This is a genomic window from Rhizobium sp. RU36D, from assembly GCF_900176345.1.
Classification (GTDB): domain Bacteria; phylum Pseudomonadota; class Alphaproteobacteria; order Rhizobiales; family Rhizobiaceae; genus Allorhizobium.
The window spans coordinates 1-17,391 of record NZ_FWXU01000046.1; the positions used below are offsets into that span (position 1 = coordinate 1).

The 17,391-nt window shown below is 56.8% G+C and carries 9 protein-coding genes and 1 pseudogene; 7 read left to right on the forward strand and 3 right to left on the reverse strand.

Going from position 1 to position 17,391, the window contains the following annotated elements; translation table 11 throughout:
- Positions 1-105 precede the first annotated feature (105 nt).
- Positions 106-5,664, reverse strand: coding sequence for a sacsin N-terminal ATP-binding-like domain-containing protein (locus B9A97_RS28375; RefSeq protein WP_084369195.1), 5,559 nt, complete (start codon positions 5,662-5,664; stop codon positions 106-108).
- 429 nt (positions 5,665-6,093) lie between these two features.
- Between B9A97_RS28375 and B9A97_RS28380 the strand changes: the two genes are divergently transcribed.
- The 6 genes from B9A97_RS28380 to B9A97_RS28405 are packed head-to-tail and all read left to right on the forward strand — an operon-like array spanning position 6,094 to position 15,416.
- Positions 6,094-8,517, forward strand: coding sequence for an EcoAI/FtnUII family type I restriction enzme subunit R (locus B9A97_RS28380; RefSeq protein ID WP_179145428.1), 2,424 nt, complete (start codon positions 6,094-6,096; stop codon positions 8,515-8,517).
- Between the two features lie 35 nt (positions 8,518-8,552).
- A complete protein-coding gene (locus B9A97_RS28385) occupies positions 8,553-10,328 on the forward strand; it encodes a class I SAM-dependent DNA methyltransferase (RefSeq protein WP_084369197.1) in 1,776 nt (591 codons plus the stop codon).
- Positions 10,328-12,376, forward strand: a complete 2,049-nt coding sequence (locus B9A97_RS28390; protein ID WP_084369198.1) for a restriction endonuclease subunit S — start codon at positions 10,328-10,330, stop codon at positions 12,374-12,376. The genes B9A97_RS28385 and B9A97_RS28390 overlap by 1 nt, the downstream gene beginning before the upstream one ends.
- Position 12,377: 1 nt before the next feature.
- Positions 12,378-14,129, forward strand: a complete 1,752-nt coding sequence (locus tag B9A97_RS28395; protein WP_084369199.1) for an AAA family ATPase — start codon at positions 12,378-12,380, stop codon at positions 14,127-14,129.
- Positions 14,126-14,983, forward strand: a complete 858-nt coding sequence (locus B9A97_RS28400; protein WP_084369200.1) for an HNH endonuclease family protein — start codon at positions 14,126-14,128, stop codon at positions 14,981-14,983. Before B9A97_RS28395 ends, B9A97_RS28400 begins: the two co-directional genes overlap by 4 nt.
- A gap of 55 nt (positions 14,984-15,038) precedes the next feature.
- The gene (locus B9A97_RS28405) at positions 15,039-15,416 is read left to right on the forward strand and encodes a winged helix-turn-helix domain-containing protein (RefSeq protein WP_084369201.1); all 378 of its coding nucleotides are present in this window, start codon (positions 15,039-15,041) and stop codon (positions 15,414-15,416) included.
- A gap of 37 nt (positions 15,417-15,453) precedes the next feature.
- On the opposite strand, the gene B9A97_RS30290 is transcribed toward B9A97_RS28405, so the two are convergent.
- On the reverse strand, positions 15,454-15,879 hold the full coding sequence (locus B9A97_RS30290) for a restriction endonuclease (protein WP_244564395.1): 426 nt from the start codon (positions 15,877-15,879) through the stop codon (positions 15,454-15,456).
- On the reverse strand, positions 15,876-16,454 hold the full coding sequence (locus tag B9A97_RS30295; protein ID WP_244564396.1) for a restriction endonuclease: 579 nt from the start codon (positions 16,452-16,454) through the stop codon (positions 15,876-15,878). The genes B9A97_RS30290 and B9A97_RS30295 overlap by 4 nt, the downstream gene beginning before the upstream one ends.
- A gap of 437 nt (positions 16,455-16,891) precedes the next feature.
- On the opposite strand from B9A97_RS30295, the pseudogene B9A97_RS28415 reads away from it, so the two are divergent.
- Positions 16,892-17,391, forward strand: a pseudogene (locus B9A97_RS28415) (hypothetical protein); the annotation flags it as partial.

A 17,391-nucleotide genomic window follows, 5' to 3' on the forward strand; every position in this document is an offset into this window, starting at 1 on the left:
TGGGTCGCGCTACACCTGGATTGATGAAACTTCTCATCCCGTCACGTTCGATGCGCAAGAGTGCTTGATAAAGGTGCTGCCGGGACACCGCTTACAGTGCTCTGATTAGTCACGCTGCAATTTCGGCCTGAACCCGAAGCGGGCGCCCTCGCCGAGCAGGCGCAGGATGCCATCGGCTTCCTCACTCATTGGGTTCGGCAAAATGTCGATTCGCGTTGCGCTCGAAGTTGCCGGGTTGGCGACGTAGATCACAACATAACGCTGCCCGGACCGGGGGCGGGCCGCCTCCCGAGCGGCGCGAACCTCGGACTCTCCCATCTCGAACTGACACCGGTCGCCCTGGCTGGATTTGACCTCGATGAGCCAAGTCCGCCGATCATGCTGTAGCTCGAAGTCGTAGCCAAGGTCGTCGGACCAGGCCTTGCCTTTCTGCAGGGCGCCGAAGCGCGAAACCCACGCCTTGTCAATGTCCTGGTTGCGGAACCGGCCCTTGAGCCAGTGATAGACGACGAGTTCTCCGAGGCGTCCGATCATATCCTTCTTGGCCTGCGGCATCCGATCAGGTCCAGGCGGCACATCGCGCGGATTGCGCTTCATTGGTGGCTTGTGGGTCCGTTTCTCGAGCATGGCCAGTTCGGCGGGCGTGGTCAGCCTTGCCGACTTGACCTGCTTGGAAAGGCGTGCGGCAATCTCGGCTGAGATTGCGGTCCAGTCAGCATGTTCGGGGTCGATATCGCGATCGTTGACGCGAACGGAGCGTGCCTTCGCCGCGCGCTCCTCCGCTTCGCGCTGAGCTTCTTTCGCAGCAGCGTTGAGCGCATCGGCGCCGATGCCCAGCTCGTCACGAGCGAGCGTGGGATCCATGCCGTCGGGCCAGAGGCCGAGCTTGATACACCAGGCAATCAGCACCGGCTCATCCATTGGCTTGAAGTCGACCGCGCCGGCCGCGTCTAGCTTGGCGCGGATCTGCTGTTCGGCCGACTTGGCCTCGCGCCAATAATCGGGGATGCTCGATGCTGGCCCTTTCCACCAAGCTCGCACAATGGGCGTCGCCACCGTGGCGAAGCGGCTGATCGCTGTCAGGTTAACCGATCGAACTTCAGCAAGATCGGGCAGCGCATGGGGGTTCGCTCCAGCCGCCGGCGCTCCCGAATTTTCGAGCCACCGCACAATATAGTTGTCCAGCACGGATTCCGGCACGAAATGGTAGAGCGCGAGCCAGGTTGGATCCGTTTTCATAGCCCGCAGGCCGTCGCGGCGTTGCGCGTAGTCAGGAGCAGGCGTGAATTTGTCGAGCGTTGGTGCTGCCGCATTGCGAAGCGCCTCCAAGATGGACGTCTCGTGGTCGACGATGTGGTTCAGGAGCTGCGAGGCGTGGACCGCGGGATAGGTCAGCGGCTCGCTTCCTGTCGCTATAAGACTCTCGTTAAAGGGAGCAAAATCGAAGTCGAGAAGCTCACGGAACTGTGTGGCAGATTGAGCTTGCCGGCAAGCCTTTAGCAGCGCGTCGGCATCCGTCGAGGCGGCGGTGATGAGAGGCATCAGCTCAGCGAGCATGCGAGCAGGGTCTGCGCCGTGCTCGGCTTCAAGCCGATCACAGTTCCTAAGAGCTTCCGGTCCCGATCCGTAATGGATGGCGGCGCGGATCCACGGCATCCGAAGGTCAACGCGCTCGCCGACTAAGTGCTGGACCGAAGCGATGGAGCCGTCTTCGAGCTGGAGGATGCGGCCGAGCCGGGAGATCACATCTTCCTCGAGGTCGAGTTCGTTGATCGCTTCTCCCGCAGCGGCAAGCTCATGGGCGAGCAATCGCATTCCATTGGCGACCGAGGAGAGGTCGATCCCCTCGCAAATCGCCGGGAGACAGAGTTGGAGCCCGTTCCAGGTTAGCGGATCACTGACACGATTCACTACGAGAGTCGGTCGGCCCGAGCGGCGGAAGACATAGGCGGGCCGATCTCCGGGTGCCACGATCCGCTGGTCGTTGATCTCGAAGGCGACGTCTTCGGCGGCCACGAGCTCGACATTGCTGAGGCGTTCGAGAACGAGACCCCGATCTGCAGGAAGCTGTCCGGCGTCGGTGCCTCGCAGTCCCTCCATCGCAACCGCGAGCATCACGCGGAGCCACGGACATTGATCGAGCGCTGTTTGGCCAGTCTCGATGTCGTCGAGTACTACCTCATTGATCCTCACGTCGTAGCGCATCTTCGACAGACGGCTTACCGTCGTGCCAAGCAGGGCTTCCGCTGCTGCGCCTACCCGCGCGCGATCGGCGCCTTTGATGTCGAGAAGCAGGCCATTGATCGACGCGACAAGGCTGGGCGCTAGATCGTCGTCGCTGTCGCGAACGTAGAGAGGCGCGGTCTCCTTGGCCGGGACAATGACGGCGAGATCGGTGCGCCGACGGACCAGGATCGGCATATCGTTCGGCGCCTTGCCGGTTGCGTGAGGATCCAGCGCATGTTTGTCCGCAATAACTTTCCAGGTTGCGTTGTAGAGATTAGCGAGCTGCTGCTCATAGTGCGGGCGAACCGTTCCAGCGGCATATTGAGACGCGAGAAAACGGGCCTGATCGAGGGCGATTGCAGGATCGTTCAGGAGGCGCAGTTGGCCATAGATTCGTAACTTCTTGAGCGCGTCAGGCTGTCGGCGGTCGATGATCCTGCCGATCGCGACCGCCACCTGGCGAAGATAGAAGGGAAAGCGCTCGTTGCTGGAGACCCACACATCCGATGGTCGGTAAAAGCGGCGGACCGGGCCCTCGGATGATGGATCGTCGGCAGGCAGCCATTTGCTACTGCGAACGAAGGCACCCGCCGGCGTCGACCATGGATATTGGTCATTCGGGTAGTGTTCGTGACGGAGATCCCCTCGGAGCAGCTCCTTTCCGGCGCCCGCCAGCCACTCGATCACTAGACCGGCGTAGATCTCGCGGCAGTCATCGGAAAAGCGTTCGTGGTCGCTCTGGCCGGGGAGGTGCCACAGCGCGTTTGCGAACTTGTAGTTCGTGGAATATGCATGGCTCAGGCTTTCTTTGTGGAAGGTGCTGACGTCGCGCTTCCAGTCGGCGATGGCGGCGTCGCTAAGACCCAACTTCTTGGCAAAGCCGAAGCTCGTCACCTCATAGGACCTTGTCAGGGGCATGGCGGGCAAGGGAAGCGCGGGCAGGCCGCTCCCGACGCCCAGTCCGCGCAGAAACTCCGCCCAAAGCGTCGCCTGGCCCTTGAAGGCGCGATGGCTGGTGGGCGCGAGGAGACGCTTTCGATACGAGGCAAAGTCGACAACGTCGGGGGGGGCGGCGCTAAAGAGCGCGTTCAGCCGCCGGCCGAGGAGTTCTTCGGGCCACGTTTCCGAGAAGACCGCCTCTGCCGCGTGGATCATCCCATCGGCTGTGGGAACAAGCAGGCGATAGGAGGAGTCGACTTTGATGGACCTGGTCGCCTGAGCGCGCCGCCAGATTGCAAATGCCCAGCGGAGGCCCGCCAACGCCTCCTCAACCGTGGCGAGCGCGTTAACCACCTGGGAGATACGGGTGAGGACCGTCTCGCCGTCATAGGCAGAGACCTGCCCTCGCTCGAGGAACTCGCGGGCGGCGCGAAGCTCGCCGTGCCAAGGAAGCGTGTTCGCGGCGAACGCGAAATGCGCCGCAAGCGGCGCCGGCACACGGAGCTGATCGAGGGGGATGTCGGCATTCTCACCCGATGGCCGGGTTGCGGGCGGAAAGAAGATAGAGGGTTCGATCTGCTCGCTCTTGCGTCGTCGACGTCGGAGACGGGGAAGCTCGCCATCCGTCTGGACGTCGCTGCGGCCGGCGCGAACCGTGCCATCGTCGCAAAGGATTACCCGCAAGCCGGCGAGCGTCTCGGGCCCTTCTTTCATGAAAGAGGGCAGATCCCGGTAGAACGCGGTCCAATGGTTCGTCGCAGGGCGTTTACCCGCACGCAGGGTGCCTGCGACCTCTGCCGCAATCCGCGCGCATTCAATTGGCGTCAAGTGATCGCGGTATAAATTTTGCGCGTATTGTCGAAGGAAAGGCATCAGCCGGGCGATGCGCTCAGCCATGAGTTCGGGCAGGAGCGGTGCGATCGGCGGGGATATCGTCGCACCGTGCTTCGCGACCGCCGAAAGATCGAACGTCGTCGACGCATCAAAGGTGGCCCGCACATCCCTGGGGCGACGCCAACCGACCGTGAGCAATCCGCCAAGAATCACAGCGCATGGGATCACCGGCGCAGAGCCGAACTCCTGGCCGCTGATGCGCGCGATCTCTGCGGCCGAGAAAGCAGGCAAATTCAGCCGATCGCCCGGGCCCTTTGCTGCGGTCAGGCTGGATGGGTTGCTCCATACCAAAAGATCGACAGATGCCTTAGCCCGGGCAACCGCCGTGAGTGCCGCATGGCTGCGTCCGGCACCGCGGTCCGCCAACCAAAGCACGCTCGCCGCAGCGAGTGTGACCGCCTGGTTCAGTAGCAGGCGATTGAGCGCGACGCCGGCATCGAGGGCCTTGCGGTTCGAGGAAGGAAAGAAGCTGCCGTGAAGGTGGCCCTGGAAAGGTGCGCTCGCGCCTTCCCCCATCGGCAGGAATGTGTAGAGACGGGGCGATAAAATCTCGTGATCGAGAGGCACGGCCAGGCCGACCTCACCAACGCCCGACCAGTCCTTCCAACTGCTATGGAGCTGCTTGGCCTTGACGCCATCATCGACGGCTCGCTGCATGAGCTCCTCGGGTGCATGATCGCGGATCAGTAGCCAATGCGCTCCGCTCAGTGTGACGATCGACGCGGCAACCGGCGCGGATGCAATCGGCTCTTCTTGCCGCTCGAGGGTGAACGCCGAGTATGTCTCGCCAGCGCGATTCCGTACCTTGGCATCGAGCTTCTCGAGACGATCGAGAAAGAGGAGCAGCGGCGCGGAGTCGTCGTCCAACGCTGCAACCTCGTCCCGCGCGGTCTGCAGAGAGTCCCAATCCCGAAGTGGAAGCCGAATGACGGAAGAGAACCCGCGCGCGGCAAATTCGGTGACGATCGCGGGCTGCGTGCCAAGGGCGATCGGCAGGAAGAACATCGGCAGGTCAGACTGCGCGAAGGCAAGCACAGTCGGATGGACAATCCGAGAGCTCAGATCCTCAGGCCGAGCGAAGGTGAAGCAATATCCCTCGAACGTGGCTACGGCACTTGCGTCGGGCGCCTGCGAGTAGATTTCGGGAGCATCGCACACATGGCTTACGCTACGAAAACCGAGCCCCTTGTTGCCGATCGATTCCCCAGGCGGCTTGGTAGACATGCCGATGCGCGAAAGTGCGACCACATTATCGTGGGTGAACGGCTTTCCAAAGTTCGCGACATAGAGTGTGCCGAAGTCGCCCTCGTCCTCGACCAGAAGTACCTCGATCTGACCATTATGCTGACCTCGCTCATGAACGTCGTTGGCGTTCTGAACCAGCTCGATCAGGAACCGACCGTGATAGTCGGCCGCCGTGTGCTCAGCGACGCTCTTATTCTGGGCGTAGACGTCGTCGAGATAAGCCCCAGTGACAAGGTTGATTGTTCCCGCAAATGCCCGCAGCTTATCATCGGCAAGATCATTGATTTGGGCGGCAGGCGTTGAAGTTTCGTCTGCTGCCGCAGTTTCTATATCCATTATGCCGACCACGCCGTTCCCCATCGTGAATCCTAACCGACTACCTAGAACTATGTGTGGCAATAGATTGGATGATTTTCAACCTTACGTGGAGCGATTGGACGTGCAACAGAAAAACAATCTGACAATAGGTAAGTGAGAGCTGACAAGTGAGCGGAAATAATCTCCGCCGGTGTAGAACATCGTGAGAAGCTTGATTTCTTTTCCTAGCGAACAGGCGGCTTGCGACGAGATCCTGGCCTAAGGTCGTGGTCAGTAGCATTGCCTCACTTACCAGAAGGGTTCTGTTCAGAGGGACATCCACCTGACCTTGCCAGCCCGCTCAGTTCATCGACGCCCGATCGGGGTTGAATCAAAAATTCCACACGCAAAGGTACTTCCTACCAGATATCATTCCGGTAAGTTGCTCAAAATGCAATTCGATCAAGTGCCGCCAAAGAAGAGGAGCTGCTGGTGTTAGAGAAGCTTGACCTTTTAGAGCGAGACATCTGCACCAAGTATTTGACCCCTGCAATTTTACAGGCGGGTTGGTCGCACGAACAGTTCCGGGAAGAGGTCAAATTTACAGACGGCAGAGTGATAGTCCGTGGAAAACTCGCTGCACGGATCAGCAATCCAGAAGCCAAGGGTGGTCCCAAAAGGGCCGACTACGTTCTCTACGCGCGAAGGAACCTGCCGATCGCCGTTATTGAGGCGAAGCAGGCGAAATACTCAATCGGCCATGGAATGCAGCAGGCGCTCTCTTACGCAGAGATGATTGATGCGCCCTTTGCAATAAGCAGCAATGGCCACGGCTTCTTATTTCACGACCGTACAGGGCTAACGCAGCCGGCAGAGCGCGAGTTGGCACTCGATGAGTTTCCCAGTCTCAACAAGCTTTGGCCCATTTATCAGCAATGGAAGGGGTTGTCCGAGGAGTTCGCCACAAAGTTGGTCGAGCAGCCACTCTACTCTGACGGCACCGGCAAAGAACCTCGACATTATCAGAGCGTGGCCATCAACCGCGTAATAGAAGCGGTGGCCAAAGGGCAGCAGCGGATTCTGCTCGTCATGGCCACTGGAACAGGGAAGACCTACACCGCCTTTCAAATTATCTGGAGGCTGTGGAAGGCTAGGGCGAAGAAGCGAATCTTATTTCTCGCGGACCGCAACATTCTTATCGACCAGACTATGCAGCAAGACTTTTCGCCCTTTGGCGAGATGATGCACAAGGTTTCAAATCGTAAGGTCAAAAAGAACTACGAAATCTATCTTGCCCTTTATCAAGCAGTCACGGGGCGCGAGGAGTGGAAGCAAATTTTCCGCCAGTTCCCCGCAGACTTCTTTGATCTTGTGGTGATCGACGAGTGCCATCGTGGAAGTGCGGCTGCCGACTCAGCATGGCGCGAGGTCCTCGATTACTTCAGCAGTGCGACCCACCTCGGTCTAACGGCAACTCCCAAGGAGACGAAAGAGGCTAGTAACTTTAACTACTTCGGTGATCCGGTTTACACCTACTCGCTCAAGCAGGGCATAGAAGACGGTTTCTTGGCGCCGTATAAGGTCATTCGCATCGCAACCGATGTGGATGCGGTCGGCTACATACCTGAAAAGGGAAAGGTGGATAAGTTTGGAAATGCTGTCGAACAAAGGCAATATTCCACTCGCGACTTTGATCGCAATTTGGTCTTGGAGAAACGCACGACATTAGTGGCTCGGAAGGTGTGGGAATATCTCCAAGCGACGGATCCTATGGCTAAAACCATCGTTTTTTGCGATGACCAGGACCACGCAGAACGGATGAGGCAGGAGTTGGTCAAAATCATCCCTGCTGCGGCGCGCAATCGGCGTTACGTTATGCGCATCACAGGTGATGACAACGCAGGCAAGGCGCAACTTTCGTATTTCATTGACAACGATGAACCATTTCCTGTGATCGCCACCACGTCGAGGCTTTTGACCACTGGCGTTGACGCGAAGACTTGCAAGTTAATCGTGCTTGACCAGAACATCAATTCTATGACCGAGTTCAAGCAAATCATCGGCAGAGGTACGCGAATCCGGGAGGATTATCACAAGCTCTATTTCACGATCATGGACTTCAAAGGGGCGACGCGGCTGTTTGCAGACCCTGACTTCGATGGCGAGCCTGTGGTTGTCTACGAACCGAAGTCTGATGATCCGATAGCGCCGCCGGACGAAGTCAACCCGCCCGTGGCCAATGAGCAAGGGGGCACTATCTACGAGCAAGATCTGGAGTTCGATTGCCACGAATCTGGCAGCGTTTTTCGAGAAGAACCACGCCGCTATGTCATTGATGACGTCGACGTGCGCATCGCCGTTGAACGATCCCAATATCTTGACGCGGATGGCAGGCTCATCACCGAGGATTATCGGGTGCTTCTGAAGGACGAGCTCCGGAAGGCATTACGACTAGAATTTGGGAGCCTCACCGAATTCCTCCGAAGGTGGAACAGTGCCGATCGGAAAAAGGCTGTTCTCGAAGAGTTGGCAAAGCATGGTGCGCCTCTGAACGTCTTACAGCAGGCGGTGCCAAACGGCCAAGAGCTGGATGCATTTGATTTGGTCGCTCACGTCGCATTCGACCAAAACCCCCTCACACGTCGTGAACGAACCCGCAATGTGAAAAAGCGCGATGCATTCGGAAAGTATGGAGATCAAGCGCGAGCTGTGTTGGAAGCCTTGCTCGACAAGTTTGCCGATCACGGAGTTCAGGACATCGAGGATGCGGAAATCTTGGAGCTGCCTCCGTTTAACCAGCTCGGGAGCAAAACGCACATTCGGAGGGGCATTTTCGGAGGTGTAGAACAATACCAGCAAGCTATAAGGGACCTTGAGCGTGCCCTCTACGAATCAAATGATCGGATGCAGGGCTAACCTGTCTGACGCAGCTTTTTTGAATTGAATTTCCTATGAATCTCAGCAGCACGATCAAAGCCATCCAGGATATTATGCGGAAGGACGACGGTGTCGATGGTGACGCCCAGCGCCTTGGTCAGCTCACCTGGATGCTTTTCCTCAAGGTCTTCGACCAGCGCGAGGAGGAATGGGAAGATGACGATGCAAAATATCGGTCGCCATTGCCTGAACGTTTTCGTTGGCGTCGCTGGGCTGCCTACGTTCCGGCGTCGGACGGCAAGAAGAAGCCACAGATCGCCGCCAGCGAGATCATAGGATTCGTGAATAATGAGTTGTTCCCCTCCCTTAAAGATCTGGATGCGAACGCGAGCCCGCAGCATAAGGTAATCCGAAGCGTTTTTGAGGACGCAAACAACTACATGAAGTCGGGCACACAGTTGCTGGCCGTAGTGGAGAAGCTCGAGGAGGCAATCAATTTCCACGATTTCAAGACAAGGGCAAACATCGGCGATGTTTACGAGCAGCTACTCAACGACCTGAGAGGTGCGGGCAACGCTGGTGAGTTCTATACACCCAGGGCAATAACCCAATTCATGGTTGATCGGCTCAATCCGAGCCTCTCAAAGAGAGAGCTTGTGCTTGACCCAGCATGTGGAACGGGTGGCTTCCTAACTGCTGCCATTGATCATTTCCGAAACCAGCTATCCAGCAAGTCTAGTGCGGAAGACAAGCGTGCGATTGAAACCTTGATCCGCGGCATAGAGAAGAAACAACTTCCACACCTATTGTGCACGACGAACATGTTGTTGCACGGCATTGATGTGCCCAGCCAGATCGAGCATCGTAACACCCTTGGCCGTGGTTGGAACGATTGGAGCGCAAACGACAAAGTTGACTGCATCATCACCAACCCGCCTTTTGGCGGCTATGAAGATGATGGAGTTGGCAGCGACTATCCCACCGATCTCCGCACACGTGAAACCGCCGATATGTTCATGGCGCTAATCATCAAAAAGCTGCTGAACGAGGACGGACGTGCCGCAGTGGTTTTACCCGACGGCTTCCTGTTTGGTGAAGGGCTCAAGGCGACGCTTAAGAAATTGCTTCTGCGTGAGTGCAAGCTGCACACGATCGTTCGTCTACCCAAGGGCGTGTTCGCGCCTTACACGACCATCAAGACAAATCTGCTATTCTTCACCAAAGGTGCCACCGTAGACGATGGCGCCGAGCACTTTCACACTGATACCATCTGGTATTACGAGCACTCGTACCCATCGGGCTACAAGAGCTACAGCAAGACGAAGCCCATACGCTTCGAGGAATTTAAGGCCGAGCAGGACTGGTGGGGTCGCGAGGCTGACGACTTTGCCGATCGCGTGGAAAACGAGTTCGCCTGGAAGGTGGATTTCAAGACCAAGCGCGAACAGGCCGAAGCAGCGGCGCAGCCGCATTGGAACCGCGCCGAGCAACTCGGCAACGAGGCCAGTGCACTGGAAAACCGTGTGCGTGACCTGCGCGAATCCATCAAGGGCGTAAGTGACGCCAAACGCCGCCAGCCCGTAGAAGAAGAGATCGACAAGTTGCGTGGCGAGGCTGAGGGCTTGCGCCTTCGAGCGCGCGATGCCCAGGCCGCTGGTGACCGCCTCTACTGGCCCATCTACAACCTCGATTTAAAGAACCCTAAGGCGGCGGAACAGGAGAGCCATGATCCAGACGTATTGTTGGAAAAGTACAAGGCCCTCCTCGGCCAGATTGAGGAAACAGAGAATCGCCTAAAAAGCGAATTCGCCGCAGCGCTGGCGCATCACTTTGTCAGTGAGGAAGCCTGATGGAGGCACATCAGTTTTTGGCCGAGTTCGGGCATATCGCCAACGCGCCCGGCGGGGTGGCGAGACTACGGGAGTTGGTGCTTCAACTCGCAATCTCTGGCCGCTTGGTTGAGCGTGGTACCATGGAAACGCCGGTCTCTGAATCGTTGAGGCTCGCAGCAGCTCAGCGCCAAAGGTACGAGAGAGATCTGGACATGCGCGCGACGCGCTTGCAACCGCCTATTGAAGCATTTCCCTATGCAATTCCTTCGCATTGGCAGTGGCTACCACTGGAAAGGTTGTCACTATATGTCCAAAGGGGTAAGGGGCCGAAGTACGCCGAGCGCGGAAGCGTGTCCGTTGTCTCGCAAAAGTGCATTCAGTGGACTGGTTTTCGGGCGCAGCAGGCGCGTTTCGTCGCAGACGACTCAATTGCCGGATACGGGCCAGAGAGGTTCCTGTGCAATGGAGACCTGCTCTGGAACTCGACGGGTACAGGTACGGTTGGCCGTGTAGCGGAATACTCCAATGTCCTTGAAAAGCGTTTTGTTGCGGACTCTCATGTCACCGTAATCCGTTTGAGCACAGCAGCCATACCGCGTTATGTCTGGTGTGTTATTGCTGCTCCCTGGGTTCAGGCACGCATTCAGCCCACTCATCCGGATTCGCTTGTCTCTGGAACAACACAACAGGTTGAGTTATCGACCAGTGCGGTGCGGTCGCTTCCCATTCCATGCCCGCCTGTTGAAGAACAGTCACGTATCGTTGCAAAAGTCGATGAACTGATGACTTTGTGTGAGCAGTTGGAGGCTCAGCAGCAAGACCGCCGCAAACTACAAAACGCGCTGCGCCAATCCACCCTTCAAGCCCTTGCTAGCGCACAAAGCCCGCATGAATTGAAGGAAAGTTGGCAACGCCTGCAAACCAACTTCGGGCGTTTGTGCAGCGAGCCAAGGGATGTGCAGGACCTGCGCTCGCTCTTCGTCGAGCTTGCTATCCGCGGCGCGCTATCTCCTACAGACGACCGAGAGACAACGGACGATGCGGGAGAGTTGTTGAAAAGCCTTGCGAAGCTCAAATCGGGCAAGCGCTACGCAAAACTCACCCCAGTTGATTTTCCATTTGAACTGCCAACCCGGTGGCGATGGGCACTGTTCGACGATTTGTTGCAGGGATCGGAGTCTGGCTGGAGTCCAAAGTGCGATGCAGAAGCGCGTCGCCCTGGCGAATGGGGTGTTTTAAAGGTGAGCGCAGTCACTTGGGGGGAATTCCGTCCGGACGAGAACAAGCGGCTGCCACCCTCGCTCGACCCGCGTCCAGAGTGCGAAGTCAAGCCTGGCGACTTTTTGCTTTCTCGAGCAAATACCGCAGAGTTGGTAGCCCGAAGTGTTATTTCGGAAAGCAACATGCCAGATCGACTCCTAATGAGTGACAAAATCATCAGGCTCAAGTTTATCGATCCGGCGTTGAAGCGCTGGGCTAATCTCGTAAACAACTCACAGTTCGCACGAGAACATTACCGTACCAATGCAACGGGAACCAGCGATTCCATGCGCAATGTGTCGCGGCAGGTTATTCATGAGCTGCCCATTCCCCTTCCGCCGCGCGATGTCCAAGATGCAGTAATCGAAAAGCTCGCTCAACTAAACGAGCTTTGCAATTCGCTAGAGAAACAAATGAAGGAAGCGGCGCTGAATGCCGAACGTCTTTCAAGCGCTGCCGTCTCCACCCTCACCGGCATCAGTATCGAAAATGAAAATGAGGCTCCCGTGAAAGCCCCGCAAACCGAACTAATCGCCCCCCTGCGCCTGGGTATGTCGCCCGACATGAAAGCTCAGGCCCCGTTAGCGAACCTGCTGGCCCGGCACGACGGGGAGATGTCGGCCCGTGATCTGTGGCAGCGCTTCGGCGGTGAGATCGACGCCTTCTATGCGCAATTAAAAACCGAAGTGACTCATGGTTGGATTGAGGATCCAAGTTACGTCCTTGATCCAAATGCCCCCGACAGTGCGAAGAAGTACCCGGACGGTACTCAAGTCGCCAAAATGAAGATCAAACAGGAGGCCTGATTTGCAGCTTCTTCATTTGGTCATTCCACATTTCCGTAATCTGCGCGGGGTGGTGATTGACTTCGCTACCCGGCTGTCGCTCGGGCCCCATACACCAACCGAAGTCGCTGAAAAATCGATCAGAACCCACGCGCTAATTGGTCAGAACGGAACCGGCAAGTCCAATCTGATCGAAGCACTGATCACCATCTTCCGCGATGTAGATTTAGACCGCGAAGTCGCGCTTGATTATACTTTGGAGTACGAGATTCGAGGCCGCAGGGTCCGCATCCAGGGGGATAAGGCCAAGCAGAAGCGGCCCTTTGTTTGGGTCGATGGCAAGAGTGTGTCTCAGGGTCATCTGCTACGGAACCGCGAGCTGCTGCCATCACACATCTTTGCCTATTACTCCGGCCGCAACGAACGCATTGAGGCCCTTTTTCAGGAACACCAGCGCCGATTCAATCAACGCCAGGAGCTTGCCACAGATGAGGTGCTGCCTCAGCGATTGTTAGATAATTTCACCGCCAGTGACGCAGATATCCAAGATATTGAAGAGATAAGACGCCGCCGCGAAGCACGCCTTCGGCAGGCGGGCGATGATCGTTTGCGGCGCTTGTTCTATTGCAGAGGCGGTCACAGTCAGTTGGTCCTGCTAGCTTGTTTGTTATCTGATGATCCAGTTTTTCAGAAGGTCCTGAAAAACCTTCATATTGAGTCACTCGATTCGGCACTGTTCGTCTTGAAGGAGCCATACAGGCTTCGGGAAAAGCGCAGGGCTGGCAGGTTCGACGAGAACGACCTCACCGAAGGCGATCCACGCTTTTGGTTTGCCCGCGGTAATGTCGTAAGTGAGTTTCTCGACAAATTGTGGCAGGTGGCCTGGGCTCCGATCGAGCAGGAAGCTATCCGACAGATTGATTTCCGAGGCCGTTCCGAAAGCCAGAGGCAGCTTTACCTTTTTATACCCAGTCATGCCAAACTTCGGCAGCTAGGCGAGTTGGTGGGCGGTATCGACAGCTTCTTCCGCTACGCCGAGGGTGCTTACATCGGTGATCTGATTGAAGAGGTGCGGATCACGGTAAAGAAGCGCGACGAGCATGGCGGCAAGGTTAGCTTCACTCAGCTTTCTGAGGGCGAACTTCAGATACTTACCGTTCTTGGCCTTATGCGTATCACAAGGGAAGACGATTGCCTGTTTCTCCTTGATGAGCCCGATACCCATCTCAATCCCATTTGGAAGCTACGATACTTCGACGACATTGAAGGCGTGCTTGGTGCGGACGCTGCAGCCAAAGAATCGAGCGGATCGCAGATCGTGATCACCACTCATGACCCCATGATGGTTGGAAGCTTGAAGAGAGAGCAGGTCCACATCATCAGGCGTCATGGAGATCGCACCACGGTTGATATGCCTGACGAGCATCCTCAAGGCATGGGCGTGACAGGCCTTTTAAAAAGCGAGTTGTTCGGATTGTCGTCAACCTTGGATGCAGAGACCGAGCGTCGGCTATTCAGACGCAACGAGCTTTTCGTGCAGCCATCTCGTACTCCTGAAGAAGATGAAGAGCTAACTCGTCTGTCTGCCGAATTGGCCGATCTCGGCTTCTCGACTGCTGATTTCCGCGATCCGGATTATGCAATGTTCGTTAGGAAGATGGCCCAGCATCGCAGGTTTAGAAAACCCGTGCTTACACCTGAAGAACAGGCTGAGCAGGATGAAATCGCCGACCAGATCATCAATGAGATTTTGGAGAAAGAAGGCAAAAGGTGATCTTCATCGATCTTGAAAACAAGCTGCCAACCGATGCCGATCTTCCGGATGAGGTCCGTTGGAGTGAAGAGAAGTGGGAAGCTTGGAAGACAGAGTCCAATCGACTGCTTCAGCAACTCGCCACCCTTACGGCCGCGGGGAAGCTCACAGAGCGAAATAAACTGATCGATGATAATGGCGATCACTGGAAATCTCTGAAGCCATGGCTCCTACATCTCTCCAACGGGAAATGCTGGTTTTCAGATGTCAGAGAACTGTTTTCGCATTATGATGTTGAGCACTTTCGTCCGAAGAAAGAGGCGAAAAGCATCGACGGAAATGACCGTGACGGTTACTGGTGGCTCGCCTTCAATTACATGAATTTCCGGGCCTGTGGAAACGTCGGGAATCGCAAGAAGGGCGGCTGGTTTCCTCTTCGGCAAGGATCATTGTGCTCATCCTACACAGCACAATGTGAAGAATCAGAATCGCGCTATCTCCTTGATCCGGTGGATGATGCGGACGTCTCACTTGTTGCGTTTGATGAAGAGGGTAAGGTCGTTCCTGTGCCGAATGCGACCGATTGGGAGAAAGAGCGGGTCGAAGAGACCGTAAAACGGATGAAGCTGAATGAGCACGTTCCGTTGGCCGAAGAGCGACGTAAGGTATGGCAGAAGGTCGACGGTTTGATAAACGATTTCAAGGTAGCAAAAGATCGATGTGGGGGCGGATATAATCCCGCAGCAAGGGAAAAACTTGCAGAAGTGTGCAAGCGTATCCGCGAAATGACCTTAAAAAGCTCAGAGCTCTCCTCGGTCGCAAGATGGTGTTTATTGCTCCGGAATGATCCTCAATTGTCGAGGCTGATCGCTTAGATGGCGCGTGTGGCTGGCAACACATTTGCGCGAACGAGACCTGTAGTAGACGGCCATGATCCCCGATTACCAAACCCTGATGCTGCCCGTCCTGCGTCTGGCAGCGACCGGTGAAACCCGAGTAGCGGACGTCTCGGAACGTGTCGCGGATAACCTCGGCCTCACCCAAGCGGAGCGGGACGAGCTTCTCCCGAGCGGCCGCCAGCGCCTGCTGCACAATCGCATCCACTGGGCCAAGTTCTATATGAGCAAGGCCGGGCTGATTGCCTCGCCCGCACGCGGTCGTTTTGTTGCGACCGACAAGGGCAAGGCGCTGCTGGCGACTTCCCCGGCATGCGCCCGAATACAAAGGCATAGCCAAATTCGGTGGGATCAAACTTCGCCTTGGCGATGGCATCGAGGGCATCGGCAGCTTCGGTGGGGTTCATCATGAAAGGTCAGGCTTCTTCTTATCGTTGCAGGCGGTGCGCTCAGGCCCCGGCCGGAATGAAAATGCGTTTGAGCGGAATGAGCTGCTGGGTTTCGAGATCGAGCTTATCGTACTGCTCCAGCAGGCTCTTCACCAGATCATCGAGATCCATAAGGGCGGTTGGGATGCGGGCGCGTTCGGCCTCATAGCGGGCCTCCCGGGTAAAGCCGCCGGTGCTGACGTAGAGGCCCTTGTCGAGGTCATGCCGTCCGGCGATGAAATTGCGTAAGTCCGGGGCGCCCATGGAGCCTTTGCGATGCTTGACCTCCACAACGATGCGGGGGGCCTCAAAGCCGAAACCATCGGGTGAGGCGACAATGTCCTTGCCTTGATCGGGGCCAGCATCAGACACCCGCGTCTTGTAGCCTAGGGAGCGGAGCAGACCCGCAACGAGAACCTGCTTTTCCGACCAGTTCAGAGCGTTCACCTTATCCTTGATGAACTCGTGGGCACGGCTGGCCATAGATTCGAAAAGGTCTTCTTCGGCAGCCTCGCCCACAGCCACCGAACTTTCAGGTGGTCTGCGATATTGCCGGACAAAGCTTTCTTAAGCTCTGCCGCGACATCGTTGGATAGTCGAAAGAGGGTCGATATGGAGCCGAGGCTGTTGCGGCTTTCGACAGAGAGCAGATCACGACTGACTTTCCCATCCCATCGCACCGAACGGACCTGTGTGTCTTCCGGGTCTATCGAGGTATCGTGGCGATAGGCGCTGGCAATCTCACCCAACAGATAGACCCGGCGGGACGGATCGTAAGTGACGACCATATCGCCGATGCTAATCTCATTGACGAAGCGATGAAGCTGCCCGGCTGCCATGGCCTGGCCCTGCGGCTTGGCGCCAGCGTAGACCTTTGCCAGCGCTTCGCCGATGGCTTTGCGGCTCTTGGCGTCAGACAGGTCGCCCAGCGCCGGCCAACCAATGGCAACGACCGACTTTTCCTTGAACGCATCGAACAAGCGGCCGTTGCGTTCGGCGCGAACCATCCACGATTTTGTCATATGCATCCCCCTGTCGCAGGATACATTCATCACGCATCGCAAAATTGCAAGATTGATCCGGGTAGCCCGCCACGGGTGCCGAGGTGACGTCGTCGATCCGGAAGTTATTTCCGCGCGAGTGCGTCTTCAACGAGATTCGATGGCGTTGTCGTCGAGGGATAGATCTCGTCCCCAGTGCGGCCGTGAGAGGCCGGAAATCGCCCCGGATGACACACGCATTAAGTGCGGATTTTAATTGCCTCAACGAAAAGCAAGATTCCGGCGCACAGGAGGCAAACCGGTCGATTCGGAAGTATCTATAGTATATTTTAAAGCATATCTCTTGGTTAGCAATTATTGCAAAACTCCCGGTTGGTTGAATTGCTTGATCGGCGTGCAATAATATTCTCTGTAAGGTCGTTGAATCTTACGATCTCAAGCAAATAAGGAGATAGAATATGGGTATCATCAGCAAAGCGGCCGCATCGGCCCACCGCGCCCGCCCCTTTTATGAGGAGCACGAAATCAGCGATGAGCTGAAGAGCGTGCTCGAGGAGGAGGCCAAGCACCTTGTCGGCGCGCGGCGCCGATCGACGGAGGATGCATTCGAAGAGGGGGAGCGTTTCGATAGGATCGCCACGCTTCTGCCCGAAGGGACCTTGGAGAAATGGGCGGTCGAATGTTGCGGCTACACCGCGCGGCACGTACGCACCAAGCGTGCGGTCCACCGCAACCTTCAGCCCTATAAAGAGATCCTGGTTGCGCTTGCCGTGGGTCCGACCGTGCTTGGAAAGATGAGTGCGGCCACGCCCGAGCAGGTCGAACAGATCATCGGCTTTGCCAGCATGCATCATCGGCTGCGCGTTCAGGATGTCACGGGGATCATGTCCGGGTCAAAGGAGGACATCGAGGAGAAGCCCGAAATCGATCCGTACGATGTCGGTGGGCCTGCTGGGCT